We start from the raw sequence: 24,320 nt of genomic DNA, 5'->3' as shown, positions 1-24,320 counted from the left end.
CGGTTAATCTAGGATGCAGAACTTCTTCGTTTCTGCAGGTCTGCCCCTGCTTGCCAATCCATGAATAGCCCGCACCAGATTCCCTCGTATCTCACCCAGCGCGAGGTCGGCCCCTGGGCCGTGTATCTCGAACAGGTCGACCGTGTCACGCCGCATCTCGGCAAGCTGGCGCGCTGGGTCGAAACCCTCAAGCGGCCCAAGCGCATTCTGGTGGTCGACGTACCGATCGAGCGTGACGATGGCAGCATTGCCCATTTCGAAGGTTATCGGGTCCAGCACAATACCTCGCGCGGTCCGGGCAAGGGTGGGGTGCGTTTTCACCAGGACGTGACGCTCTCGGAAGTCATGGCGCTGTCAGCCTGGATGACGGTCAAGAACGCGGCAGTCAACGTGCCGTACGGCGGCGCCAAAGGTGGTATCCGGGTCGATCCGCGCACGCTGTCACAGGGCGAACTGCAACGCATGACGCGGCGCTACACCAGCGAAATCAACATCATCATCGGGCCAAACAAGGACATTCCTGCGCCGGACGTCAACACCAACGAACAGACCATGGCGTGGATGATGGATACCTATTCGATGAATCAGGGCAGCACCGCCTCCGGAGTGGTAACCGGCAAGCCGATTTCGCTCGGCGGCAGCCTCGGACGGCACGATGCCACCGGTCGCGGCGTGTTTGTGGTCGGCTGTGAGGCGGCGCACAAGCGCGGCCTGTCGATTCCGGGTGCGCGCATTGCCGTGCAGGGTTTCGGCAATGTCGGCGGCATCACGGCAAGGCTGTTTGCCGAGGCGGGCGCACGCATCGTCGCGGTACAGGATCATGTGACGACAGTCGTGTGCGACAGCGGTCTCGACGTGGTGGCCTTGCAGGCGCATGTCACTGAACACGGCAGCGTTGCCGGCTTCCCCGGTGCGGATGAAGTGTCAGATCGCGCCCGATTCTGGGCCATCGACTGCGACATTTTGGTGCCGGCTGCGCTGGAACAGCAAATCACCGCGGCCAACGCGGGCCAAATCCGCGCCAGCATCATTCTTGAGGGCGCCAACGGACCGACTACCACCGAGGCCGACGATATCCTCAGTGAGCGCGGCGTCCTGGTGGTGCCTGACGTGATCGCCAATGCCGGCGGCGTGACGGTCAGCTATTTTGAGTGGGTGCAGGATTTCTCCAGTTTTTTCTGGACCGAGGATGAAATCAATTCGCGCCTGACCCGCATCATGCGCGAGGCCTTTGCCGCCGTCTGGCAAATCAGCGTCGACAAGCAGGTTTCGCTGCGCACCGCAGCCTTCATCATCGGTTGCACGCGGGTGCTGGAAGCGCGCGAGATGCGCGGGCTGTATCCGTGATGGGTGTTGCAAAAATACCGTAGTGCAATAAATTTGACGTCTATTGCCAGATGTCAATAAAAATCGCCGACAATGTACCGGCGCAGTGAGTTATGTGCGGCCCGGATCTTGCATGATTCAACTGTAGGTATTGGAGAAGACAACCATGAATACACTGACACGCGCCCTGGCGCGCGGAACTGTTGCAGTACTGCTGTGCGGATTGGCGGCGCAGGCGCTCGCAGTCGATACGCTGGCGCGCATTCGCGACACCCACAGCATCACCATCGCGCACCGGGAAGCCTCGGTGCCGTTTTCCTATCTGGATGAAAACAAGCGGCCGATCGGCTATTCCATCGATCTGTGCAACCGGATCGTCGACGGCATCCGGCGCGAATTGAAGCTGCAGCAGCTGAATGTTGTCTATCTCGCCGTTACACCAACCACCCGTATCCCCGCCATTGTCGACGGCAAGGCCGATCTCGAATGCGGCTCGACCACCAACAACGCCGAGCGGCGCAAGCAGGTCGCGTTTACCATCCCGCATTTCGTCGCGGCCGCGCGCATGTTGGTGCGCACCGATTCCGGCATCAAGAACTGGTCCGACCTGAAGGATCAGGTCGTGGTCACCACCAAGGGCACCACCACCGTCAAGCTGCTGGGTGATCGCGACAAGGTGCGGGCGTTGAATCTGAATTTAAAAGAAGGCAAGGACCACAGCGATTCATTCGCCATGGTGGAGCGCGGCGAAGCCAAGGCCTTTCCGATGGATGATGTGCTGTTATATGGCTTGCGTGCCAATGCCAAGGACCCCGGCGCGTTCTCGGTGCTGGGCGACCGGCTGTCGGCCGAGCCGTACGCAATGATGATGCGCAATGACGATCCGGCCTTCAAGGCGCTGGTCGACCGCGAAATGGGCCGCCTGATTAACGATGGCGAACTGGAAAAGCTGTACGACAAGTGGTTTCGCAGCCCGATTCCGCCCAAGAGCATCAACATGAACATGTCAATGAGCTACCTGCTGCGTGACATGTTGCGGTTCCCGACAGACAAGGTTGCCGACTGATGGCGATCCGGCTACGTAGTATCCGAGACTGCGTGGCACGCGGCGAATTGGCTAAGCTGCGGAACGCATGGTGTTAAATGGGAAATCCAATTATTTCCCCTTGATGTTTTGGTACACTTAGACAGTAAATTTACCCCCTCAGGAGATGTTATGAAATTAGCTTCCATGGTTGCCGTCCTGATCGGATCAGGCCTGATCGCATCCGCAGCACAAGCGCAGGAAACCGGCACCTTGAAAAAGATCAAGGACAGCGGTCAGATTACGCTTGGCGTACGCGATTCATCCATCCCGTTTTCCTACCTCGATGACAAGCAATCGTATCAAGGCTATTCGATCGACATCTGTCTCAAGATCGTCACCTCGATTCAAAAGGAACTGGGCATGACGGCACTGAACGTCAAGCTAAATCCGGTCACCTCCGCTACCCGTATTCCCCTGATGGCCAATGGCACCGTTGATCTCGAGTGCGGTTCCACGACCAACAATCTGGAGCGTCAAAAGCAGGTCGCGTTTGCGCCAACGACATTCGTCACCGCCAATCGTCTGCTGTCCAAGAAATCCTCCAACATCAAGACGCTGGCGGACATGAAGGGCAAAACGATTGTATCGACCTCGGGCACCTCGAACCTGAAGCAGCTGGTCACACTCAATGCCGAGCAGAATCTGGGCATGAACGTGATGACGGCCAAGGATCACGCCGAAGCGTTCCTGATCGTCGAGACCGGTCGTGCCGTTGCCTTCGGCATGGATGACATCCTGCTGGCATCGCTGGCGGCAAGTTCGAAATCGCCGGCCGACTATAGCATCACGACCGAAGCATTGTCGATCGAGCCGTACGGCATCATGATGCGCCGCGAAGATCCAGCGTTCAAGAAAGCGGTCGACACCGCAGTCACGAACCTGTTCAAGTCGGGTGAAATCAACCGCATCTATGCAAAATGGTTTCAATCGCCGATCCCGCCAAAAGGCATCAACCTGAATATCCCAATGAGCGACCAGCTCAAGGCCGTGATCGCCAAGCCAACGGATTCGGGTGACCCTGCCGCGTATGCGACAGTGCCGGAAGCGCAAAAAGCGTCGTCGAAAAAGAAATAAGCGCTTGCCGCTCGGGCAAGAAAAACGGGGGGCGTTCTGCCTCCCGTTTTGTATTTCTGACCAAGTGTATGGCAGCGATCGACGCCAGCACCATCATCACGAGACAAAGAAGAGGCCGCAATGAATTACAACTGGAACTGGCGCATATTCTGGGAGCCGTCCCCCGAGGGGCTGGGCACCTACATGGATACCCTGTTGTCGGGGTTGATGTGGACCATGGCGACCGCCTTGACGGCGTGGGTCATGGCGCTGGTCATTGGTGCGGTCATCGGCACCATCCGCACCATGCCGAATCGCTGGGCCGTGCGTCTGGCCAACGGTTATGTCGAGCTGTTTCGCAACATCCCGCTGCTGGTGCAAATGTTCCTCTGGTACTTCGTGATGCCCGAACTGGTGCCAGCCTCGCTTGGCGCCTGGCTCAAGGCATTGCCGAACGCACCATTCATAACAGCGGTGATCTGCCTCGGATTTTTCACCTCGTCGCGCGTCGCAGTACAAGTCTCGGCCGGGATCCAGGCCTTGCCGCGCGGCCAGAAGCTGGCCGGTACCGCACTGGGCCTGACACTGCCGCAGACCTATCGCTACATCCTGTTGCCAATGGCCTTCCGGATTGTGTTGCCGCCATTGACCAGTGAATTCCTGAACATCATCAAGAACAGCTCGGTGGCCTTGACCATCGGCCTGATGGAACTGACCGCACGGGCGCGCTCGATGCAGGAATTTTCGTTCCAGGTCTTTGAGGCCTTTACGGCCGCCACGCTGATCTACATCGCCGTCAATGTCATCATTGTCAACCTGATGCGACTGCTGGAAAAGAAAGTTGCCGTTCCTGGCTTCATCACCTCTGCGTCGGGAGGGCACTGATCATGGGTAGCAATTTTGATTGGGACGTGATCGACCGCTCATGGGTCTATCTGTTCCAGACCGGCATGACCTTCACGCTGGAACTGACCGCATTTGCCATGGCCGGCGGCATCGTGCTCGGCACGCTGCTGGCGATGCTGCGCTTGTCGAAGTTCAAGGTGTTGTCGCTGACCGCGACCAGTTACGTCAACCTGATCCGGTCGATGCCTCTGGTGCTGGTGATTTTCTGGTTCTATTTTCTGGTGCCATATATCGGCGCCTGGATCATCGGCGCATCCGAGCCAATCAAGGTCGGGGCATTCTCCTCGTCGCTGATCACGTTCATTCTGTTCGAAGCGGCCTACTACTGCGAAATCATGCGTGCCGGCATCCAGTCCATTCCACGCGGGCAGGTCAACGCCGGTTACGCGCTGGGCATGAATTACTGGCAAACCATGGGCACCGTCGTGTTGCCGCAAGCCTTCCGCAACATGATCCCGGTGCTGCTGACCCAAACCATCGTGCTGTTTCAGGATGTCTCGCTGGTCTACGTGCTGTCGATCACCGATTTCGTTGGCGCTGCATCCAAGGTCGCCCAGCGCGACGGGCGCCTGATTGAAATGTATTCGTTCGTGGCAGTAGTGTATTTCGTGATGTGTTTCGGCTTGTCGCTGCTGGTCAGGAAACTGCAGCACCGGGTCGCCATCATTCGCTGATGCATACTTTATAAAAATCCAAGGATTCAGGAGATTCAGATGATTGAACTAATCGACGTCAGCAAGCATTACGGCACCTTTCAGGTACTCACCAATTGCAGCACCAAGGTCGCCAAGGGCGATGTGGTGGTGGTGTGCGGTCCATCCGGTTCAGGCAAATCGACGCTGATCAAAACGGTCAACGGCCTTGAGCCGTTCCAGAGCGGCAAGATCATGGTCGATGGCATTTCCGTCGGCGATCCCAAGACCAACTTGTCAAAACTGCGTGCCCGCATCGGCATGGTGTTTCAGAATTTCGAACTGTTTCCGCATCTGTCGATCCGCGAGAACCTGACCATCGGCCAGATCAAGGTGCTCGGGCGCAGCGTCGACGAAGCCAACGCCAAGGGCCTGAAATATCTGGATCGCGTCGGCCTGATCGCGCAGCAGGACAAGTTCCCCGGCCAGTTGTCCGGCGGCCAGCAGCAACGCGTGGCGATCGCGCGCGCGCTGTCGATGGACCCGATTGCCATGCTGTTCGACGAGCCGACCTCCGCGCTCGATCCGGAGATGATCAATGAAGTGCTCGATGTGATGGTCGGTCTGGCCAACGAAGGCATGACCATGATGGTGGTCACGCACGAGATGGGCTTTGCCAAGAAGGTTGCCAACCGGGTCATTTTCATGGATCAGGGATTGATCGTGGAAGACTGCACAAAAGATGAGTTTTTTGGTACACCACGCTCGGATCGTGCACGGGATTTCCTCGCGAAGATCATTCACTGATATAGTTCTAAAAAGAAAGGTTGTCTGATCGGCCAGACCCTACTAAATTAAGACTTCCTATAATGAAAATCAAAACAGCAAGCCTCGTAGTAGCGTTACAGCTGTGTTCCGGATGTGCCTCCATTATCGGCTCTACGGATCAGATCGTTTCAGTCAAAACCCAGACCCAGGATGCGGTGGATATGTCTGGCGCGCGGTGCGTGATGTCCAATAGCAAGGGGCGTTGGACCGTCACATCGCCAGGCACCGTCAACATTCTCCGGTCCAATGACAACCTGTTGGTCACGTGCCGGAAAAACATGTACGCAGCAGGCAGCGCATCGGTTGTGTCGGATACCAAGCTTGCAATGTACGGCAATATCATTTTCGGTGGCGTCATCGGTGCAGTGATTGATCACAACCGCGGTGCCGCCTATGAATATCCGGGGCTCCTCAATGTCAATATGGGTGTCGCCGAGCCAGGCGCCGAGAACCCCCGTTACGGCGTGGTCGAAAAGGGTTTTCGCAAGCGCGACAGCAAGGAAGTGCGCGAGGCGTATGAAACGCTCGATGTCCTCAAGAGCGTGCGGGATCGCGGCATGATGACGCAACAACAGTTCGATGTCGCGAAGTCCCTGGTTCTGAAGGATATCTAACGTCGCCTTCGATCGGGACGCCCGGCAGCGGTGGCGCAACAGGTAAAATGCGGGACGCCTTTTTGAAGACATCCCATGCCAAATTCCCGCCCTGACAGCATCACGATCACCCGACCGGACGACTGGCATCTGCACCTGCGCGACGGTGCGATGCTGGCTGCGGTTCTGCCCGACAGCGCGCGCCAGTTTGCGCGCGCCATCGTCATGCCCAACCTGAAGCCGCCTGTAACCCTGACCAGCCAGGCGGCGGCCTATCGCCAGCGCATTCTGGCGGCCGTGCCCGACGGCCTGCAGTTCGAGCCGCTCATGACGCTTTACCTGACCGACAACACCGCGCCCGATGAAATCCGACGCGCGCGCGACAGCGGCTTCGTGCACGGCATCAAGCTGTATCCGGCCGGCGCGACCACCAATTCGGCCGCCGGGGTCAGCGATCTGGCCCATTGCACCAGGACCCTCGAAGTGATGCAGGAGCTTGGCATGCCGCTGTTGCTGCACGGCGAAGTCACTGATCCGGCAATCGATCTGTTCGACCGCGAGGCGGTGTTCATCGAGCGGGTGCTGATGCCATTGCGGCGGGCAATGCCCGAGCTGAAAATTGTCTTCGAGCACATCACCACCAGCGACGCTGCGGCGTATGTCAGCCAGTCCGGCGGGCCAATCGCTGCGACCATCACCGCGCATCATTTGTTGTACAACCGCAACGAAATTTTCAAGGGGGGCGTGCGGCCCCATTACTACTGCCTGCCCGTGCTCAAGCGCGAGTCGCATCGGCAGGCGCTGGTTCAGGCCGCCACATCCGGCAGTGACCGATTCTTTCTGGGCACCGATTCGGCTCCGCATCTGCGCGGTGCGAAAGAACAGGCGTGCGGCTGCGCCGGATGCTATACCGCCCGGCACGCAATGGAGCTGTATGCGCAGGCATTTGATGCCGTCGATGCATTAGGGCAGCTGGAGCAATTCGCCAGTTTCAATGGCCCGGATTTTTATCAGCTACCGCGCAATTCCGGCACGCTGACATTGCGTCGTCAGGCGTGGACCATGCCCGCCGAGCTGCCCGCAGACGGCGAGACCCTGGTGCCGCTGAATGCCGGCGAATCGATCCCGTGGAAAATGGCGTGACCTGCGGCGCCGATTTCCGGGCGCAGATCGACTGGACGCAACCTTGGCTGGCGCCGTTGCGTCCGGCCGGTGAGAACTTGTGTGACGCGGGATGCGATTGGCGCTCCGTGATGAATGCACGCGCGCTGCAAGCAGGTCTGAAAAATCACCTTGGCATGCCGATCACTTTTGTCGGGCAGGATGCGCTGCCGGAACAAATTGGCTACGAAGCCTTTATCAGCGCGACCGGGCAGGTCCCCACCCGCGCCAATCTGCACGATTTTTTTAACGCTTTGGTCTGGTTGCGTTTTCCGCGCATCAAAGCACGCCTCAATGCGCTGCAGGCGATCGATATTGGCAGCGGGCTGCCTGACGCCGCGCACCGTTCGCCGCTGCGCGATGCCTTGACGATTTTCGACGAAAATGCGGCCATCGTGGTCGCCCGCGACACCGAACTGTTTGCACTTCTGCGCGCGCATGACTGGACCGCCGTCATGGTGGACCGGCGCGATGGATTCGCAACCTGCTGGCAGGTCGGCCTTTTCGGCCACGCACTGATGGAAAAGCTGGTTGCACCCTACAAGGCGATCACCGCGCACGCCTGGTTGGTGGCGGTCGATGATGCCTATTTCGGCATGGACGACGACGCGCAAGCCGCCCATCTCGATGGCGCGATCGCACGACAACTTGATGCCCGCCTGCGCACCCGTGATTTCACGCCATTGCCGGTGCTGGGCATTCCTGGCTGGCAGGCAGGACAGGATGCCGGGTTTTATGCCGACCAGGCCGTATTTCGCCAAAAGCGCGCGTCGCTGTAACTGTCCCGGCCATAAAAAAAGGCACCCTAAGGTGCCTTTTTTGCATTATGTGGATCTGATCACCGCACGGGCGGCGACCGGAACATCAGAATGTGTGACGAACGCCGACGGTGTAGCCTTTGTCACCCGAACCGGCAGTGATGTCGCCGGCATTGCCGACTGTGTAGGAACCACCGTTATTGTTCTTGATGCGTGAGAACTGCGTGTACAGAGCGGTACGCTTGGACAGGTTGTACTCGTAACCAATTGCGGTCTGGGTTGCATCTTGGTTCGACACAGTGCGATCGTCGCGCTTGATGTACGAGAACTGAATGTTGCCTGATCCAACCGGGACCGTGGCGCCAATCAGCCAATCCTTGGTGTCGGTCGTAGCCGATGGCACGAACGTAGGATTGAACGGCATCAGACGCGATGCATTGAAACCAACTGCGACGTTACCAGGAACCAGCGCAGCGCCGCTCTTGAAGGTTGCATAAAGACCAGACAGTTTGACAACGCCGAAGTCATACGATGCGATGATGATGTTGTTTTTCGCTGGGGCCTTGTTGACATTGGCATCGGCAGGTTGATTCTGGTGGTGAGCAGCAACGCGCACCAGCAGTGGACCATTCAGGTACTGTACAGCACCGATCATGACGCGACCGGTTTGGGTGTTGCCAGCGGTTTCGCCAAAGGCGTACATTGCTTCACCGCTGAAACCAGCGAAGGTTGGCGAGATGTATTGCAGGCTGTTGGCGCTGCGACCGTTCGAGCCGGTAAATGCCAGAATGTTACCTGTGTTACCTTCGCCGCCAGTACCGAAAGGATCGGCTGCGAACACGGTACGGAAATAAGGATTGTATTGACGGCCGGCTGTCAGCGTACCGCCGTTGCCTTTGAGGCCGACAAACGTTTGACGGGCAAACACGTTGCCGTTTGGATTGGCAGTCGATGCTTGTTGTGCACTACCGCCGGTGTCGACGTTGATACCAGTTTCGAGGGTGAACAACGCAGCCAGACCGCCACCCAGATCTTCAACGCCGCGGAATCCCAGACGGGAGCCGGCGGTGACGCCACTGGTCAGTTTCGTGACCGAACCGGCAGGATTGCCAGTTTCGCGAACAACGCCGACGTCAACGATACCGTACATTGTCACGGAGCTCTGTGCCGAAGCCGAGCCAGCGATTGCACTAAGGACGGCGAGTGCGAGAAGCGATTTTTTCATTAATAATCTCCAAGAGTTTGTCGTACTAAGAATTATTGTTTTGATTACAGCTGCAAAACGTCGCGTTTAAGCGCTACGTGTCACTTCTACGTAAAAAGAAGCTGACATGCATTTCAACAAAGTTCGGTCTTGAGGGCAAAGTAAATTTGGCACGTTCGGGAATATGGCGTTTTATCTGTGGCATTGTCGCAACAGGGGACTTTTAAACTTGCAAGAAGGCTAAATAATGACTAATCGAGTTGATGGCTGGATCGATGCTTTTGACGGCGCTTTACGTGCAATTGCGGGCGTCGCGACCGCTTCGAGGCCAAGCCCTGCACAAGCGGTTGCCGATTCGGAATTGTCGGAATCGCAACGACGGCACAGTGCCGGTTTGATGCGCGTAAATCACGTAGGCGAGATTTGCGCGCAGGGTTTGTATCAGGCGCAAATGCGGTTTGCCCGCAGTGACGCACTGTCCGTGCAGTTCCGGCAGGCCGCGCAGGAAGAAGAGGATCATCTTGCCTGGACCGCCGAGCGGATTGCGCAATTGGGTTCCCATACCAGCCTGCTCAATCCCCTCTGGTTTGCCGGCGCGTATGCGCTGGGCGTGATGGCGGCGCAGGCCGGCGATGCCCGGAGCCTGGGCTTCGTCGTGGAAACCGAACGCCAGGTCGAGGCCCATCTGGAACATCATTTGGACAGCCTGCCCGAGCCGGACCAGAAGTCGCGCACCATCGTGCGGCAGATGCGTGACGACGAGGCGCAGCACGGGGCTGCGGCGCAGTCGCTGGGGGCCGTCGAGGTGCCCGCGCCGGTGCGCATGGCGATGCACCTGATGGGCAAAGTGATGACGGGCACGGCTTATTACGTGTAGCTTTGCGGCTCAGGCCTGTTCAATGATCTCGAACGTGTGGGACATCTCTGCCGTCTTTTCCAGCATGATCGACGCAGAGCAGTACTTTTCATGTGACAGCTTGATGGCGCGTTCGACCAGATTCGGTTTCAGGTTCGCGCCAGTCACGATGAAGTGAAAGTGCAGCTTGGTGAATACCTTCGGGTCTTTTTCGGCGCGTTCAGCCTTAAGCGTGACTTCGCAGCCGCGGATATCCTGACCACTTTTTCGCAGGATCAGAACCACGTCGTACGCGGTGCAGCCGCCGGTGCCGGCCAGAACGATTTCCATCGGGCGCGGCGCCAGGTTGCGGCCCCCGCCATCCGGTGCACCATCCATCGTGACAAGATGGCCAGAGCCGGTTTCTGCCAAAAAGCTCATTCCGGACAGGCCGGTCCAGCGTACGGTACATTCCATTGTCGATTTGCTCCAGTTGGTTGCGCAACCCCTGTTGGTGGGGCGATCCGAGGTTGCGGCATGAATTTTAACCATAGTTTGCGCCATGCAGGCAGGCGTTACTTGCGGCAGGGCGAGTTTTCAATTGACCCGGCCCGGTTTGCCGGGATACACTCTCGGGTCTTTCCTTTTGCTCAGGAAGAGATAACAAGGACGAGTCTGCGCAAACCAGCGCGTGGAACCACCAAAATTTGAGCGAATCAATCTAGTTAGGAAGTCATCATGAAAACTTTTTCCGCTAAAGCCCACGAGGTAAAGCGCGAATGGTTCGTGATTGACGCGACGGACAAAGTCCTCGGACGTGTTGCCAGCGAAGTGGCACTCCGATTGCGCGGCAAACACAAACCTGAATTCACCCCGCACGTAGATACGGGTGATTTCATCATCGTCATCAATGCAGGCAAACTGCGCGTCACCGGTAACAAGGCGACTGACCGCACGTACTACCGCCATTCCGGTTATCCGGGCGGTATCTATGAAACCAACTTCCTGAAGATGCAGCAGCGTTTTCCTGGTCGCGCGCTCGAAAAGGCCGTCAAGGGCATGTTGCCTAAAGGTCCGCTCGGCTACGCGATGATCACGAAGCTCAAGGTGTATGCAGAAAATACGCATCCACACTCCGCGCAGCAACCTAAAGTACTCGAACTCTAAGGAATCGACATGATCGGTATTTACAATTACGGAACCGGCCGTCGCAAGAGTGCAGTTGCTCGCGTCTTCATCAAAACCGGTTCGGGTCAAATCATCGTCAATGGCAAGCCAGCCAATGAATATTTTTCACGCGAAACCGGCCTGATGGTCATTCGCCAGCCACTTGAGCTGACCAACAATGTCGGTACCTTCGACATCATGGTCAACGTCAACGGCGGCGGCGAATCCGGCCAGGCTGGTGCAGTTCGCCACGGTATCACCCGTGCGCTGATCGACTACGATGCAACGCTGAAACCGGAACTGGCCAAGGCCGGTTTCGTTACCCGCGATGCCCGTGAAGTCGAGCGTAAAAAAGTTGGTCTGCGCAAAGCACGTCGCGCAAAGCAGTTCTCGAAGCGTTAATCCGCTTTCAGTCCCGCCAAAAACCACCGAATTATTTCGGTGGTTTTTTTTCGTCCGGCCATTCATTCGTGCGGCTGTTAATATATGACGCTTGTTCTTGCGGGGGTAAATATGATCAAGGCAGGTATCGTTGGCGGCACAGGATATACGGGCGTAGAGCTGCTGCGTTTGCTGGCTCCGCATCCAGGTGTCGAACTGGTGGCAATCACATCACGCAAGGAAGACGGCATGCCGGTGGCGGACATGTTCCCATCGCTGCGTGGAACCGTGTCACTCGCCTTCTCCGCGCCTGAAAAAGCCCGGCTCGACGAATGCGATGTGGTGTTTTTTGCGACGCCGCATGGTGTCGCGATGCATCAGGCGCCGGCGCTTCTGGATGCGGGCGTCAAGGTCATCGATCTGGCCGCAGATTTTCGCCTGAAAGACACGGCGACATTCGAAAAGTGGTACGGCATGCCGCATTCCTGTCCGGAGTTGCTGGCAGAAGCCGTCTACGGATTGCCGGAAGTCAATCGCGAAGCCATTGCCGGAGCGCGCCTGATCGGATTGCCGGGTTGCTATCCGACCTCGATGCAGTTGGGTTTCGGTCCGTTACTGGCCACCGCAACGCCGCTGGTCAATGAAGGCAGTCTGATTGCCGATTGCAAGTCGGGGGTGTCCGGCGCCGGCCGCAAGGCAGAAATCGGCAGCCTGATGGCTGAAGCAAGTGATAATTTCAAGGCCTATGGCGTCAAGGGTCATCGTCATCTTCCCGAAACGGTACAGGGGCTGGAAGCCATTTCCGGGCGCACCGTCGGTTTGACATTTGTGCCGCATCTGGTGCCGATGATCCGCGGTATTCATTCGACCCTGTACGCGCAGATCCTGCCGCATGCACGCGATACGGATTTTCAGAAACTGTATGAGGAACACTTCGCCAACGAACGGTTTGTCGACGTGATGCCTGCCGGCAGTCATCCGGAAACCCGCTCGGTACGCGCCTCGAATATGGCGCGCATCGCGATCCATCGTCCCGGCGGCGGCGATTTGCTGGTGATTCTCGTGGTCGAGGATAACCTCGTCAAGGGTGCTGCGGGCCAAGGCGTGCAATGCATGAACATCATGTTCGGTTTCGATGAAGGCACTGGCTTGATGCACGTGCCGGTCATGCCTTGATGGTTGCCGGATTGATTCAGGCGGTGTTGCGGTGAAGCTCCGGTTGTGGCTGCGGCGGATGTCAATTTCGTCGCCGCGCATGACGATCGAAAGCCATTTCCCGTGGCCGGTGCGACTGTTTTTCATCGCCTGCGCGATTGCGGTGGGCGGGGTTGCCGCACTCTGGATCTACGATAAGGGGCGCGCGTTTGCCGGGGGGCGGCCTGCGGCCAGCGTCGATATGGTGGCCTACAAGGAAAAAATCGACCAGCTTTCGGCGCAGCGCGACCAGTATTCGACCACCGTCAATTCTGCCGAAAACCAGTTGATCATCGAGCGCAGCGCCAAGAAACAAATGGCGAGTCAGGTGCAGCAACTCGAAGCCGAAAATACCAAGCTCAAGGAGGACCTGGCTTTTTTCGAAAGTCTGTTGCCCACCGATACGGGCAGCCAGGAAATTGCGATTCGTCGGTTGAAGGTGGACATGGTCGCGCCAAACCAGTTGCGCTATCGGATGTTGCTGATGCAGGGGGCGCGCGGGAAAAATGATTTTTCTGGAAACTTTCAACTTTCGGTAACCGCGTTGCAATCTGGCAGGAGTACAGTGTTACTATTTCCAGCCGCCAACGCTGTAGCGGGCGATACGGAGAAATTCAAACTCAGCTTCCGCCACTATCAACGTCTTGAGGGTGTGCTGACGCTTCCCGACGGCATGTCGGTTAAATCGGTGCAGGCGCGGGTCCTCGAAAAGGGCCAAATGCGCACGCAATTGTCCGCAAACCTGTAAAGGAGCCCTCCATGTTTGGTCGCAAGTCCAAAAGCACCATCGACAGTCTGATCGGTGTGTCCATGTCAATCGTCGGCGATGTGCATTTCAAGGGCGGGCTGCGGATCGACGGCCACGTCAAAGGCAATGTTATTGCCGACACCAGCCAAAGCAGCATGCTGGTCATCTCCGAGCAGGCAAAGATCGAAGGCGAGGTGCGGGTTGCGCATCTGGTCGTCAACGGCGAAATTCGCGGTCCGGTTTATTCCGGTGAGCTGCTTGAACTTCAGCCGAAAGCCCGCATAACTGGAGATGTGTATTACAAGGCGCTGGAGATGCATGGCGGCGCTGTCGTCTCCGGCAAGCTGACCCACGATTTGGTCGGCGAGCCAATGCTGAAACTGGCGCAACCGATTCTCGCGGCGGCCGTCAAGCAGGTCGCTACGTGATCTTGCGCCAGAGTCTATAATGCGGAACATTAGCCAGTTGAGTGGGAGCCTGAAATGAATGCAGTTACCGAAATGCCAGCACCGATTCTGTTTAGCGATAGCGCCGCGATGAAAGTCGCCCAGCTGATCGAGGAAGAAGGCAATCCCGATTTGAAACTGCGCGTATTCGTGCAGGGCGGCGGTTGTTCCGGTTTCCAGTACGGCTTCACGTTCGATGAAATTGCCAACGAAGACGATACGACCATGACCAAGAATGGCGTCCAGCTGTTGATTGATTCGATGAGCTACCAGTATCTGGTCGGCGCAGAAATCGATTACAAGGATGACCTTGAAGGCGCGCAGTTCGTTATCAAGAACCCGAATGCCACCACCACATGCGGTTGCGGCTCGTCCTTTTCGGCCTGAGTCGTCCCGCTTCATGAAAAGCGCAGAGCAATCTGCGCTTTTTTATTGGGCCAACCGTTTTTTTACGGCAGATCGGCCCGCAGGATCAGGCTGGATAGAGCGCGCCAAGAATGCGCTCCCCCGCAGCGCCGGTCACGGCTGCCAGATTGCCTGCGCGACGCTGGGTGAAGCGCAATGCCAGCCAGGCGAACGCAAGTGCCTCGACCTGATCGGCGGGCATGCCGAGTTCGGTGGTTGCGCGCACCGGCAACGCGCGGCCGCCCGCGGCCAGCGCGGCCGCGATGCGCGACAGCAGAAAGGTGTTGCGCGCGCCGCCACCGCAGACAAACACGGCATCTGCAGCCGGCGCACATGCCAGGATGGCATCGGCCAGCGTGGTCGCCGTCAGTTCGGTCAAGGTGGCCTGCACATCGACCGGCGTCACATCGGCGAAGGGCGCCAGCAACTGGTCCAGCCACTGCGCGTTGAAAAGATCGCGCCCGGTACTTTTCGGTGGCGGCGCCGCAAAGAACGCATCACTGCGCATTGCCGCCAACAAGGGCCGGCAGACAGCGCCACTTGCAGCCCAGCTGCCCGCCGCGTCGTAATACACGCCGCGATGGCGGCCAATCCACAGATCGAGCAGTACATTCGCCGGCCCGGTGTCAAAGCCGGTAATTGGCGCTGCCTTGCCGTCGAGGGCAGGGAGCACGCTGATGTTGGCGATGCCGCCAAGGTTGGCAATGACGCGTTGCGCGTGTCGTGTCGCAAAGATGCGCTGATGGAATGCCGGAACCAGTGGCGCTCCCTGGCCCCCGGCGGCGAGATCACGGCTGCGGAAATCAACCACCACGTCGATGCCCGTCAACTCGGCCAGCAGCGCACCGGCGTTGATCTGGCGGGTGTAACCGGATTCGGGCCGATGGCGAATGGTTTGGCCATGCGCGCCGATGGCCGAAATCTGATCCGGCCGGCATTGACTTGTGCTGAGCAGCGCGGCGACGCAGGCGGCGTAGCAATGCGTCAACGCCTGCGCAGCCATCGCCTCGCGGTGGATTTCGTCGGCGCCACTGACCTGCAGCGCCAGCAGTTGCTCGCGTAACTCGGGCGGAAAGTCGGTATGCGCCGCGGCCAGCGTCTCGACCCGACACGACGTGCCGCCGTCATCGAATGCGACCAGCACGCCATCTACGCCGTCAAGACTGGTGCCGGACATCAGGCCAATGAAATAAGGGGCGGTCGGACGGGCGGGGGAAGAGGTCGTGGACATAAAAAAACCGTTCGGGAAATCAGGATATTACAAGCCCTGAGCCGGGAACGGTTTTTCAAACTGCCGCAATTGCGGAATTACTTCATGGCCAGCTTCGGTCCCTTGTCGGCCAGGCTCAGCAAGGCGAAGCGGTGGCTCATGTCACCGGCCACATTGCGAAAGCGCTGCAGTTCAGCGCCGGCCAGCGGCTGCGCATTGGGAACGTCAACCGACATCGGATCGCGCGGGGCATTGTTGACCCGGAATTCATAGTGCAAATGCGGGCCGGTCGACCAGCCGGTGGTGCCGACGTAACCGATGACATCGCCCTGGCTGACTTTCTCGCCCTTGTGCATGCCGGTCGCAAACCGGCTCATGTGGGCGTACGCCGTCGACAGGTTGGACCAGTGCTTGAGCACCACGACATTGCCGTAGCCGCCCTGGTTGCCGGAAAATTCGACCACGCCATCGGCGGAGGCGCGCACCGGCGTGCCGACGGCGGCAGCAAAATCGACACCCTTGTGCTGTTTCCATTGTCCCGAGATCGGGTGCACGCGCATCGAGAAGCCCGATGAAATCCGCGAGAACTCCAGCGGGGACTTGAGAAACGCCTTTTTCAGCGATTTGCCATCGAAGCTGTAGTACCCACCACCCTGACTCGCCGACGGCTCGTCAAACCAGACCGATTTGAAGGTGTTGCCGCCATTGCGGAATTCGCCGGCAAGGATGCGGCCGGCGCGAACGAATTCGCCGTTTTGCCAGAAGGTTTCATAGACGACATCAAACCGGTCGCCGCGCTGCAGGTCGGAGGCAAAATCGATATCGGTGGCGAACATCTCGACGATTTGCTTGGCCACGTTGTCCGGAATCTGGGCGGCATCGGTGGCGGCGAACAACGACGAACGGATTTCGCCGGCATGCATTTCAACCCGGCGTTCCAGCTTGGCCGGGACTTCCGAGGCCTTGAACTGGTCGCCGACCCGGTTGATCACGACATTCCTGACGCCGTCAGCGTCGCGGCCGTCGATCTGCATGCTGCTCAGCCACTGCAGTTCGCCATCGTCGGAGGTTTGCGCCTGAATGCGTTTGCCGGGTTTGAGTTGCAACACGCTGCGCGCGACCTTGTCGGATTTGATGAACGCTTCTGCCGCATCGTCGTCCACGCCAAGGCGCTGGAGGACGGCAGCGAGCGTGTCGCCGGGACGCACGTTCTCTTCGTGTACGTAATGCTGGGTGTTTTCTTCGAGTGCCGCGATCTGGCTGGCGAGATCCGGCAGCGCCATCTCGACTGCAATGGATTTGACCGGCAAATCGGCCGCATCAGGCGCCATCGGGGCAACGCCGGCCGCACCAAACGCACAAATCGCCAAGAATAATGCCGAGGCGGAGATGATGCGGGTTTTGCGTGATGAACCGAGAAGAAGTTTGCTGCTGGTACGGATCTGGCGGAATTTGTCTGAATTGAACATGCAGTAAGTTAAAATTTGCTGCTGTCGACTCACTTCTTTCTTCTTTTTGCTCGTGAAGTGTTTCGCTGCAATGGTTGAAAGAAAACAGATTATACCGAACTGTTTGCCACCCCTCACTTTTTAACTGCCGCGACTTGATGAATTTCAATAAAATTGCCTCCAGCCATCCCGCCCCAACCGCACTGCCTTTGTCGGATCGGGTGCAGGAAGCCCTCGCCATCACCAAGCGGGGCGTCGATGAGCTGTTGATCGAAGCCGAATTCGCCCAGAAGCTGGCGCGTGCCGAACAGACCGGCAAACCGCTGCGCATCAAGCTGGGACTCGACCCGACCGCGCCCGACCTGCATCTTGGCCATACAGTGGTGCTCAACAAGATGCGTCAGCTGCAGGATCTTGGCCACACCGTCATCTTTCTGATCGGCGACTTCACCTCGATGATCGGCGACCCGTCCGGCCGCAACATCACCCGCCCGCCGCTGACGCGCGAACAGATCGAGGAAAACGCCAAGACGTATTTCGCCCAGGCCAGCCTGGTGCTCGATGCCGAACGCACCGAGATTCGCTACAACTCCGAGTGGTGCGATCCGCTGGGCGCGCGCGGCATGATCCAGCTGGCATCGAAATACACCGTGGCGCGCATCATGGAACGCGAGGACTTCACCAAGCGCTTCAAGGCCGGCACGCCGATTTCCGTGCATGAGCTGCTGTACCCGCTGATGCAGGGCTACGATTCGGTGGCACTGCAATCGGATCTGGAGCTGGGCGGCACCGACCAGAAATTCAATCTGCTGGTCGGTCGCGAGCTGCAGAAGGATTGGGGCCAGGAGCCGCAATGCATCCTGACAATGCCGCTGCTGGAGGGGTTGGACGGGGTCGAAAAGATGTCCAAGTCAAAGGGCAACTACATCAGCATCACGGAGCCGGCCAACACCATGTTCGGCAAGATCATGAGCATTTCCGATCCGATGATGTGGCGCTATTACGAGCTGTTGTCGGCGCGCACGCTGGCCGAACTGGCCGCGTTCAAATCCGAGGTCGAAGGCGGCCGCAATCCGCGTGACATCAAGGTCGCGCTGGCGCAGGAAATTGTCGCGCGCTTCCATTCGCCGCAGGCGGCGCAGGATGCCGTGACCGATTTCGACAATCGCGCGCGCGGCGGCATTCCGGACGAGATCATCGCGGTGACCCTGGAGGGTGCGCCGCTGGGCATCGGCCAGTTGCTCAAGCAGGCCAACCTGTGTGCGTCCAGTTCCGAAGCGTTGCGCATGGTCGAGCAGAACGGGGTGCGCATCGATGGCGTGGCCATCAGCGACAAGGCCTTGAAAGTGGCAGCCGGCACCTTTGTGCTGCAAGTCGGCAAGCGCAAGTTTGCGCGCGTCACGCTGACATGATCGGACTGCGCCGCAAGCGCGGTGCAGTCGGCTACACTGCGATGAACGAAGCGGCAATGCCAACCAGGAGACTGCAATGAAATTGTGGAGCAACTCGTTCAGGGATGGTGGTTATATTCCCGGTGAATTCGCCCTGTGTACCGTCGACCCGACCACCCATGTGACGATGTCGGCCAACCGCAGCCCGCATCTGGCATGGAACGAACTTCCGGACGGCACGCGCTCGCTGGTGCTGATCTGCGTCGATCCGGATGTGCCGTCGGTGGGCGAAGACGTCAACCAGGAGGGCAGGATGGTTCCACCGGACCTGCCGCGCGTGAATTTCTATCACTGGGTCATGATCGACATACCGCCGGGCATCCATTCGATGCCGGCTGGTCACTTCAGCGAAGGCGTCACCTCGCATGGCAAGCTCGGGCCGCAGATCAGCGATGCGGTGTTTGGCGCCGCGCGCCAGGGCCTCAACGATTACACCGGCTGGTTTGCCGACGATGCGGCGATGGCCGGCGAGTACTTCGGCTACGACGGTCCGTGCCCGCCATGGAACGACTCCGAAATCCATCGCTATGTATTTACGCTGTACGCGCTCGATGTCGAACGGCTGCCGGTCGAGGGCAGCTTTACCGGGCCGCAGGTGCTGGCCGCAATGGCCGCGCATGTGCTGGATGAAGCACGCGTGGTCGGCATCTACACGCTCAATCCGGCGCTGCAGGAATGAGCCGCCCATGACCCAGCGTTTAACCGAAATCCTGTTGATCCGGCATGGCGAGACCGCCTGGAACGCCGAGCGTCGTTTGCAAGGGTTTCTCGATATCGGACTCAATGAGCAGGGCCGCCAGCAAGCCGCGGCACTTGCGCTGGCGTTGCGCGACGAAGCCATCGACGCAGTTTTCGCCAGCGATCTGCAACGCGCGCGCGATACGGCCGAGGCGATCGCCACGCCGCGCGGCTTGGCCGTGAGCACCGACGCCAATCTGCGTGAACGCTGCTTCGGCGCGTTCGAAGGCTTGCGCTACGATGAGATCGTCGACCACTTTCCCGAGGCGTGGGCGCAATGGCAGGCACGCGAGATCGATGCGCGCTATCCGGCGGGGGTGCAGGCGGCGGAAACGTTGCGTGAATTTTCTGCCCGCGCCGTCGCCGCAGTCAGCGCCATCGCAAGTCGCCATCCCGGCCAGAAGATCGCCATCGTCACGCATGGTGGCGTGCTCGATTGCCTGTATCGTGCGGCACGCGGTGTCGACCTGCAACAACCGCGCGACTTCGACATCATGAACACCGGCGTCAACCGGTTCGGTTGGGCGGACGGCGCGCTGCATGTGGTGAGCTGGGGCGACGTGCGTCATCTCGACCCGGCTGCGCTCGACGAAATCGGCCAGTGAAGCGCGCGTCCATGCAGAATCCAGCCGCAACCGGCTCGCCCGGCGCAGCATGAAGTTCCGACTTTTTTCGATGGGTCAGAGCACCACGCTGCTGGCCAGCGCGCGCACCGCATTCAACCGTCAGCGCATCGACAGCGAGCGCACCAAGCTGCTGCGTACGCTCTACGGCCTGCTGGAGCGCCTGCCGCAATCGAATCATCTCAAGGACAATACCGAACAGCTTTGTCGCACCATCATCGATGCGACCGACAATCTGCGCTTCATCTGGGTCGGCATGAAGGAGCAGGACGGCGCGCGCGTGGCGCCGCTGGCGGTCGAGGGAGAGTACGTCGAAGACTGCGACGACTGGACCTTGCCCGATGCCTGCTTCGAATTTACCGCACCGTTCTCGCAAGCCGCGCTGGAAAGTGCCGCCACCCCTGACGATACGCATTCGCTGTTTGCACCGTGGCGCAGCCGGCTGGACAACTGCAGCGCCAATTGCGCGCTGGCCATTCCGCTGCGCTCGGAACGCAGCGGCGCGCGCGGGCTGATGGTCTTTTATTCGGCTGACATCGACTACTTTTCGCAACTCGGCGCGGCGCCGTTCCAGGCCTTCGCCCATCTGGTCGAATTGCTGTGGCGGCAGGCAAACATGCTGCAGCTGCTGACCCAGAAAACCCAGATCGACGGACTGACCGGGCTGATGAACCGGAGGCGCATCGTGTTCATGTTGAGCAAGGCCATGGAGCAGGCCGAAGCCGAGCAAACTCCGTTGTCGATTCTGGTGTGCCGGGTCGACGGTTTCGACAAGCTCAACGACGTCTATGGCTGGTTCGACGCCGATGCGATTCTGGCGGCGTTCGCCAAGCTGGTCGCCACCAGGATGGCCCCCGAGGTGTCGGCCGGGCGCTGGACCGGGGTGGAATTCCTGTATGTGCTGCCGGGCAGCGACACCGCTGCCGCCACCGCGCTGGCAAAAAGTCTGCAGCAGTATCTGCACAGCCAGACCATCAGCGTCAAGAGTTGGTCGATCCGGCTGACTGTCAGTATTGGCGTGGCGACCCATTCGGCCAGCAGCAACGGTCTCGACGACCTGATCCACCAGGCCAACCACCAAATGCTGCCACCGGCCTGAGGGCTGGTCCGGCGATTTGTAAAACCTGCGACGAATCTGGCGGCCGCGGCCGCGGATGGCGCTAAAATGGCTGCTTTCTTTTTTTGGTCGCCATGTCGTGAAACTCGGTCCCTACCAGCTTGCCAACAATGTCTTCGTCGCACCGATGGCCGGGGTGACCGATCGCCCGTTCCGGCAATTGTGCAAGCAGCTCGGCGCCGGCTATGCAGTGTCCGAAATGGCGGCCTCCAATCCGCGCCTGTGGCAAACCGAAAAGACCGCGCGTCGCATCAACCATGATGGCGAAATGGCGCCGCGTGCCGTCCAGATCGCCGGCGCCGATCCCGCCATGCTGGCCGATTGCGCGCGCTTCAATGTGGAGCGCGGCGCCCAGATCATCGACATCAACATGGGCTGCCCGGTCAAGAAAGTCTGCAACAGCTGGTGTGGCTCCGCACTGCTGCAGGACGAGCGGCTGGTGGGACAGATTCTCGATGCCGTGGTTGCCGCAGTGGACGTGCCGGTGACGCTGAAGTTTCGCACCGGCTGGGATCGCCAGCACAAGAATGCGCTGCGTATCGCGCACATCGCCGAATCCGCCGGCATCGCCATGCTTACGCTGCACGGCCGCACGCGTGCCGATGGCTACAGCGGTGACGCCGAGTACGAGACGATCGCCGCCGTCAAGGCCGCAGTCGCCATTCCGGTGGTTGCCAACGGCGATATCGATTCGCCGGAAAAGGCGCGCCAGGTGCTGGCCGTCACCGGCGCCGATGCCATCATGATCGGTCGCGCGGCGCAGGGACGGCCGTGGATTTTCCGCGAGATAGTGCATTACCTCAACACCGGCACCTACTTGCCGGCGCCGCTGGTGACCGAAGTCGCGGCCCTGATGGACGAGCATCTGCGCGCGCATTATGCGTTTTATGGCGAGTACCTCGGCGTGCGCACGGCGCGCAAGCACATCGGCTGGTATGTGCGCGATCTGATCGGTGGCGAGGCTTTTCGCCAGCGCATGAACCTGCTCGAAGACTGCCGCGCCCAACTCGACGCTGTAGAAAATTTTTTTCTGGCGCAAGTTGCTTACGGCGAACGGTTACAATACAGCTCGCTTGCGCATCAGCTTGCGGCCTGAGTGATGTCCGATAAAAAAATCAACGAAGCGCACAGCATGAGCAAAGAAAGCATTCAGGAAGTCGTCAGGAAGAGTCTCGAAAAGTACTTCAGGGACCTTGGCGAGCAGCATCCGTCGAACGTGTACGAGATGGTCGTCGTCACGGTCGAAAAACCGATACTCGAAGTCGTCATGGAACGCGCTGCCGGCAATCAGTCGCTGGCCGCAGAAATGCTCGGCATTAACCGCAACACCCTGCGCAAGAAACTGCAACAACACAGCCTGCTCTGATTGCATGGCATCGCAGCGCGACCAGCGCGCTGCGATTCATCCACCGATCCTGTTGATCCATTACCTACCGAGCCATCATGACCAAACAAGCCCTCATCTCCGTCTCCGACAAGACTGGCGTGCTCGATTTCGCCCGCGCCCTCGCCGCGCTCGGCTACCGCTTGCTGTCCACCGGCGGCACCGCCAAACTGCTGGCCGAGCACGGCCTGGCCGTCACTGAAGTGGCTGACTACACCGGCTTTCCGGAGATGCTCGACGGTCGCGTCAAGACACTGCATCCGAAGGTCCACGGCGGCATCCTGGCCCGGCGCGATTTCCCGGAGCATCGCGCGGCACTGGCGCAGCACGGCATCGACACGATCGACGTGGTGGTGGTCAACCTGTATCCGTTTGCGCAAACTGTCGCACGGCGTGAATGCACGCTCGAGGACGCCATCGAAAACATCGACATCGGCGGCCCGGCCATGCTGCGTTCATCGGCCAAGAACCACAAGGATGTGGTGGTGGTGTGCGATCCACTCGATTACGCCAAGGTGCTGGGCGAAATGCAGGCGGGCGACGTCAGCTATGAAACCCGCTTCGAACTGGCCAAGAAAGTCTTCGCCCATACCGCCCAGTACGACGGCGCGATCACCAACTATTTCACCTCGCTCGGCGCCGACAAGCAACACACCACGCGCAGCCTGTTTCCCTCCACGCTCAACCTGCATTTTGAAAAAGTGCAGGAAATGCGCTACGGCGAGAACCCGCACCAGCTGGCCGCGTTCTACCGCGACACCAAGCCGGTCGAGGGCGCGCTGGCCAACTACACCCAGTTGCAAGGCAAGGAACTGTCGTACAACAACCTGGCCGACGCCGACGCCGCGTGGGAGTGCGTCAAGACCTTCAGCGAAACCGCCTGCGTGATCATCAAGCACGCCAATCCGTGCGGCGTGGCGGTTGGCCTCAATCCGCTGGAAGCGTATAGCAAGGCGCTGCAAACCGACCCGACCTCGGCCTTCGGCGGCATCATCGCCTTCAACGACCTGGTCGATGCCGAGACCGCTGCCGCGATCGCCAAGATGTTCGTCGAAGTGGTCATCGCGCCCGGCTTCAGCGACGCTGCGCGCGACGTGTTCTCCGCCAAACAGAACGTCCGTCTGCTCGAAATCCCGCTCGGCACCGCCCTTAACCCATACGACTTCAAGCGCATCGGCGGCGGCTTGCTGGTGCAATCGCCCGATGCCCGCAACGTGGCATTGGCCGAACTCAAGATCGTCAGCAAGAAGCAGCCTACGCCGCAGCAATTGCAGGACCTGATGTTTGCCTGGCGCGTGGCCAAGTTCGTCAAATCGAATGCCATCGTGTTCTGCGGCAACGGCATGACCCTCGGCGTCGGCGCCGGCCAGATGAGCCGGGTTGATTCGGCCCGCATCGCCGCGATCAAGGCGCAAAACGCAGGACTGACACTGGTCGGATCGGCCGTCGCCTCGGATGCGTTCTTCCCGTTCCGCGATGGTCTGGACGTGGTGGTCGAAGCCGGCGCCACCTGCGTGATCCAGCCGGGTGGCTCGATGCGCGACCAGGAAGTCATCGACGCCGCCGACGAACATGGTGTCGTCATGCTGCAGACCGGAGTGCGCCACTTCCGTCACTGATCGACT

28 protein-coding genes are annotated in these 24,320 nt (G+C 59.4%); 23 read left to right on the top strand and 5 right to left on the bottom strand.

Features of this window, described 5'->3' with window-relative positions; all coding sequences use genetic code 11:
* Positions 1-60: 60 nt before the first annotated feature.
* The 9 genes from RCH09_RS16045 to RCH09_RS16005 all read left to right on the top strand — a co-directional run bounded on the left by RCH09_RS16045 (position 61) and on the right by RCH09_RS16005 (position 8,365).
* Positions 61-1,347 carry a Glu/Leu/Phe/Val family dehydrogenase gene (locus RCH09_RS16045; protein WP_326942140.1) on the top strand — a complete coding sequence of 429 codons (1,287 nt, stop codon included), beginning with the start codon at positions 61-63 and terminating at the stop codon, positions 1,345-1,347.
* 145 nt (positions 1,348-1,492) lie between these two features.
* Complete coding sequence (locus tag RCH09_RS16040; protein ID WP_326942139.1) at positions 1,493-2,392, top strand: amino acid ABC transporter substrate-binding protein; 900 nt, start codon at positions 1,493-1,495, stop codon at positions 2,390-2,392.
* Between the two features lie 150 nt (positions 2,393-2,542).
* Positions 2,543-3,487 carry a transporter substrate-binding domain-containing protein gene (locus RCH09_RS16035; protein ID WP_326942138.1) on the top strand — a complete coding sequence of 315 codons (945 nt, stop codon included), beginning with the start codon at positions 2,543-2,545 and terminating at the stop codon, positions 3,485-3,487.
* 120 nt (positions 3,488-3,607) lie between these two features.
* The gene (locus RCH09_RS16030) at positions 3,608-4,351 is read left to right on the top strand and encodes an amino acid ABC transporter permease (RefSeq protein ID WP_326942137.1); all 744 of its coding nucleotides are present in this window, start codon (positions 3,608-3,610) and stop codon (positions 4,349-4,351) included.
* Between the two features lie 2 nt (positions 4,352-4,353).
* A complete protein-coding gene (locus tag RCH09_RS16025) occupies positions 4,354-5,046 on the top strand; it encodes an amino acid ABC transporter permease (protein ID WP_326942136.1) in 693 nt (230 codons plus the stop codon).
* Positions 5,047-5,085: 39 nt separating this feature from the next.
* Complete coding sequence (locus tag RCH09_RS16020; protein ID WP_326942135.1) at positions 5,086-5,811, top strand: amino acid ABC transporter ATP-binding protein; 726 nt, start codon at positions 5,086-5,088, stop codon at positions 5,809-5,811.
* A gap of 62 nt (positions 5,812-5,873) precedes the next feature.
* Positions 5,874-6,446, top strand: coding sequence for a hypothetical protein (locus tag RCH09_RS16015; protein WP_326942134.1), 573 nt, complete (start codon positions 5,874-5,876; stop codon positions 6,444-6,446).
* A gap of 75 nt (positions 6,447-6,521) precedes the next feature.
* Entirely contained in the window at positions 6,522-7,568 is a 1,047-nt protein-coding gene (gene pyrC, locus RCH09_RS16010) for a dihydroorotase (protein WP_326942133.1), read from the top strand.
* A complete protein-coding gene (locus RCH09_RS16005) occupies positions 7,565-8,365 on the top strand; it encodes a DUF3025 domain-containing protein (protein ID WP_326942132.1) in 801 nt (266 codons plus the stop codon). Before pyrC ends, RCH09_RS16005 begins: the two co-directional genes overlap by 4 nt.
* 85 nt (positions 8,366-8,450) lie before the next feature.
* Here the strand turns inward: RCH09_RS16005 and RCH09_RS16000 are convergent, their stop codons facing one another.
* Positions 8,451-9,569 (bottom strand): porin, encoded by a 1,119-nt coding sequence (locus RCH09_RS16000; protein ID WP_326942131.1) that lies wholly within the window; start codon positions 9,567-9,569, stop codon positions 8,451-8,453.
* A 226-nt stretch (positions 9,570-9,795) separates the two neighbouring features.
* Between RCH09_RS16000 and coq7 the strand changes: the two genes are divergently transcribed.
* Complete coding sequence (gene coq7, locus RCH09_RS15995; RefSeq protein ID WP_326942130.1) at positions 9,796-10,425, top strand: 2-polyprenyl-3-methyl-6-methoxy-1,4-benzoquinone monooxygenase; 630 nt, start codon at positions 9,796-9,798, stop codon at positions 10,423-10,425.
* 9 nt (positions 10,426-10,434) lie between these two features.
* Here the strand turns inward: coq7 and RCH09_RS15990 are convergent, their stop codons facing one another.
* Positions 10,435-10,860, bottom strand: coding sequence for an OsmC family protein (locus RCH09_RS15990; protein ID WP_326942129.1), 426 nt, complete (start codon positions 10,858-10,860; stop codon positions 10,435-10,437).
* 261 nt (positions 10,861-11,121) lie between these two features.
* On the opposite strand from RCH09_RS15990, the gene rplM reads away from it, so the two are divergent.
* The 6 genes from rplM to erpA all read left to right on the top strand — a co-directional run bounded on the left by rplM (position 11,122) and on the right by erpA (position 14,706).
* Entirely contained in the window at positions 11,122-11,550 is a 429-nt protein-coding gene (gene rplM, locus RCH09_RS15985; RefSeq protein ID WP_326942128.1) for a 50S ribosomal protein L13, read from the top strand.
* A 9-nt stretch (positions 11,551-11,559) separates the two neighbouring features.
* The gene (gene rpsI, locus RCH09_RS15980) at positions 11,560-11,952 is read left to right on the top strand and encodes a 30S ribosomal protein S9 (protein ID WP_326942127.1); all 393 of its coding nucleotides are present in this window, start codon (positions 11,560-11,562) and stop codon (positions 11,950-11,952) included.
* Positions 11,953-12,063: 111 nt separating this feature from the next.
* The gene (gene argC, locus RCH09_RS15975; RefSeq protein ID WP_326942126.1) at positions 12,064-13,107 is read left to right on the top strand and encodes an N-acetyl-gamma-glutamyl-phosphate reductase; all 1,044 of its coding nucleotides are present in this window, start codon (positions 12,064-12,066) and stop codon (positions 13,105-13,107) included.
* Between the two features lie 142 nt (positions 13,108-13,249).
* On the top strand, positions 13,250-13,873 hold the full coding sequence (locus RCH09_RS15970) for a DUF6776 family protein (protein ID WP_326942125.1): 624 nt from the start codon (positions 13,250-13,252) through the stop codon (positions 13,871-13,873).
* Positions 13,874-13,884: 11 nt separating this feature from the next.
* Positions 13,885-14,301 (top strand): bactofilin family protein, encoded by a 417-nt coding sequence (locus RCH09_RS15965; protein WP_326942124.1) that lies wholly within the window; start codon positions 13,885-13,887, stop codon positions 14,299-14,301.
* 54 nt (positions 14,302-14,355) lie between these two features.
* Positions 14,356-14,706 (top strand): iron-sulfur cluster insertion protein ErpA, encoded by a 351-nt coding sequence (erpA, locus tag RCH09_RS15960; protein WP_009666893.1) that lies wholly within the window; start codon positions 14,356-14,358, stop codon positions 14,704-14,706.
* A gap of 85 nt (positions 14,707-14,791) precedes the next feature.
* Here the strand turns inward: erpA and RCH09_RS15955 are convergent, their stop codons facing one another.
* The 3 genes from RCH09_RS15955 to RCH09_RS15945 all read right to left on the bottom strand — a co-directional run bounded on the left by RCH09_RS15955 (position 14,792) and on the right by RCH09_RS15945 (position 17,551).
* Entirely contained in the window at positions 14,792-15,955 is a 1,164-nt protein-coding gene (locus tag RCH09_RS15955; RefSeq protein WP_326942123.1) for an anhydro-N-acetylmuramic acid kinase, read from the bottom strand.
* A 77-nt stretch (positions 15,956-16,032) separates the two neighbouring features.
* Entirely contained in the window at positions 16,033-17,265 is a 1,233-nt protein-coding gene (locus RCH09_RS15950) for a M23 family metallopeptidase (RefSeq protein WP_326942122.1), read from the bottom strand.
* Positions 17,255-17,551, bottom strand: coding sequence for a hypothetical protein (locus RCH09_RS15945; protein ID WP_326942121.1), 297 nt, complete (start codon positions 17,549-17,551; stop codon positions 17,255-17,257). Before RCH09_RS15945 ends, RCH09_RS15950 begins: the two co-directional genes overlap by 11 nt.
* Between RCH09_RS15945 and tyrS the strand changes: the two genes are divergently transcribed.
* The 7 genes from tyrS to purH all read left to right on the top strand — a co-directional run bounded on the left by tyrS (position 17,541) and on the right by purH (position 24,314).
* Positions 17,541-18,794, top strand: coding sequence for a tyrosine--tRNA ligase (gene tyrS / locus RCH09_RS15940; RefSeq protein ID WP_326942120.1), 1,254 nt, complete (start codon positions 17,541-17,543; stop codon positions 18,792-18,794). The two genes, RCH09_RS15945 and tyrS, sit on opposite strands and share 11 nt — an antisense overlap.
* Positions 18,795-18,870: 76 nt before the next feature.
* Positions 18,871-19,512, top strand: coding sequence for a YbhB/YbcL family Raf kinase inhibitor-like protein (locus RCH09_RS15935; protein ID WP_326942119.1), 642 nt, complete (start codon positions 18,871-18,873; stop codon positions 19,510-19,512).
* A gap of 7 nt (positions 19,513-19,519) precedes the next feature.
* Complete coding sequence (locus RCH09_RS15930; RefSeq protein ID WP_326942118.1) at positions 19,520-20,176, top strand: histidine phosphatase family protein; 657 nt, start codon at positions 19,520-19,522, stop codon at positions 20,174-20,176.
* A gap of 49 nt (positions 20,177-20,225) precedes the next feature.
* Complete coding sequence (locus tag RCH09_RS15925) at positions 20,226-21,293, top strand: GGDEF domain-containing protein (RefSeq protein WP_326942117.1); 1,068 nt, start codon at positions 20,226-20,228, stop codon at positions 21,291-21,293.
* A 97-nt stretch (positions 21,294-21,390) separates the two neighbouring features.
* Positions 21,391-22,407, top strand: a complete 1,017-nt coding sequence (dusB, locus tag RCH09_RS15920; RefSeq protein ID WP_326942116.1) for a tRNA dihydrouridine synthase DusB — start codon at positions 21,391-21,393, stop codon at positions 22,405-22,407.
* A gap of 36 nt (positions 22,408-22,443) precedes the next feature.
* Positions 22,444-22,677: a Fis family transcriptional regulator gene (locus RCH09_RS15915; protein WP_326942115.1), complete on the top strand. Its 234-nt coding sequence runs from the start codon at positions 22,444-22,446 to the stop codon at positions 22,675-22,677.
* Between the two features lie 77 nt (positions 22,678-22,754).
* A complete protein-coding gene (gene purH, locus RCH09_RS15910) occupies positions 22,755-24,314 on the top strand; it encodes a bifunctional phosphoribosylaminoimidazolecarboxamide formyltransferase/IMP cyclohydrolase (RefSeq protein WP_326942114.1) in 1,560 nt (519 codons plus the stop codon).
* Positions 24,315-24,320: the final 6 nt, after the last annotated feature.

The sequence above is a fragment of the Actimicrobium sp. GrIS 1.19 genome (assembly GCF_035984655.1).
GTDB lineage: Bacteria > Pseudomonadota > Gammaproteobacteria > Burkholderiales > Burkholderiaceae_D > Actimicrobium.
This window is presented reverse-complemented; position numbering and strand designations above follow the sequence as displayed.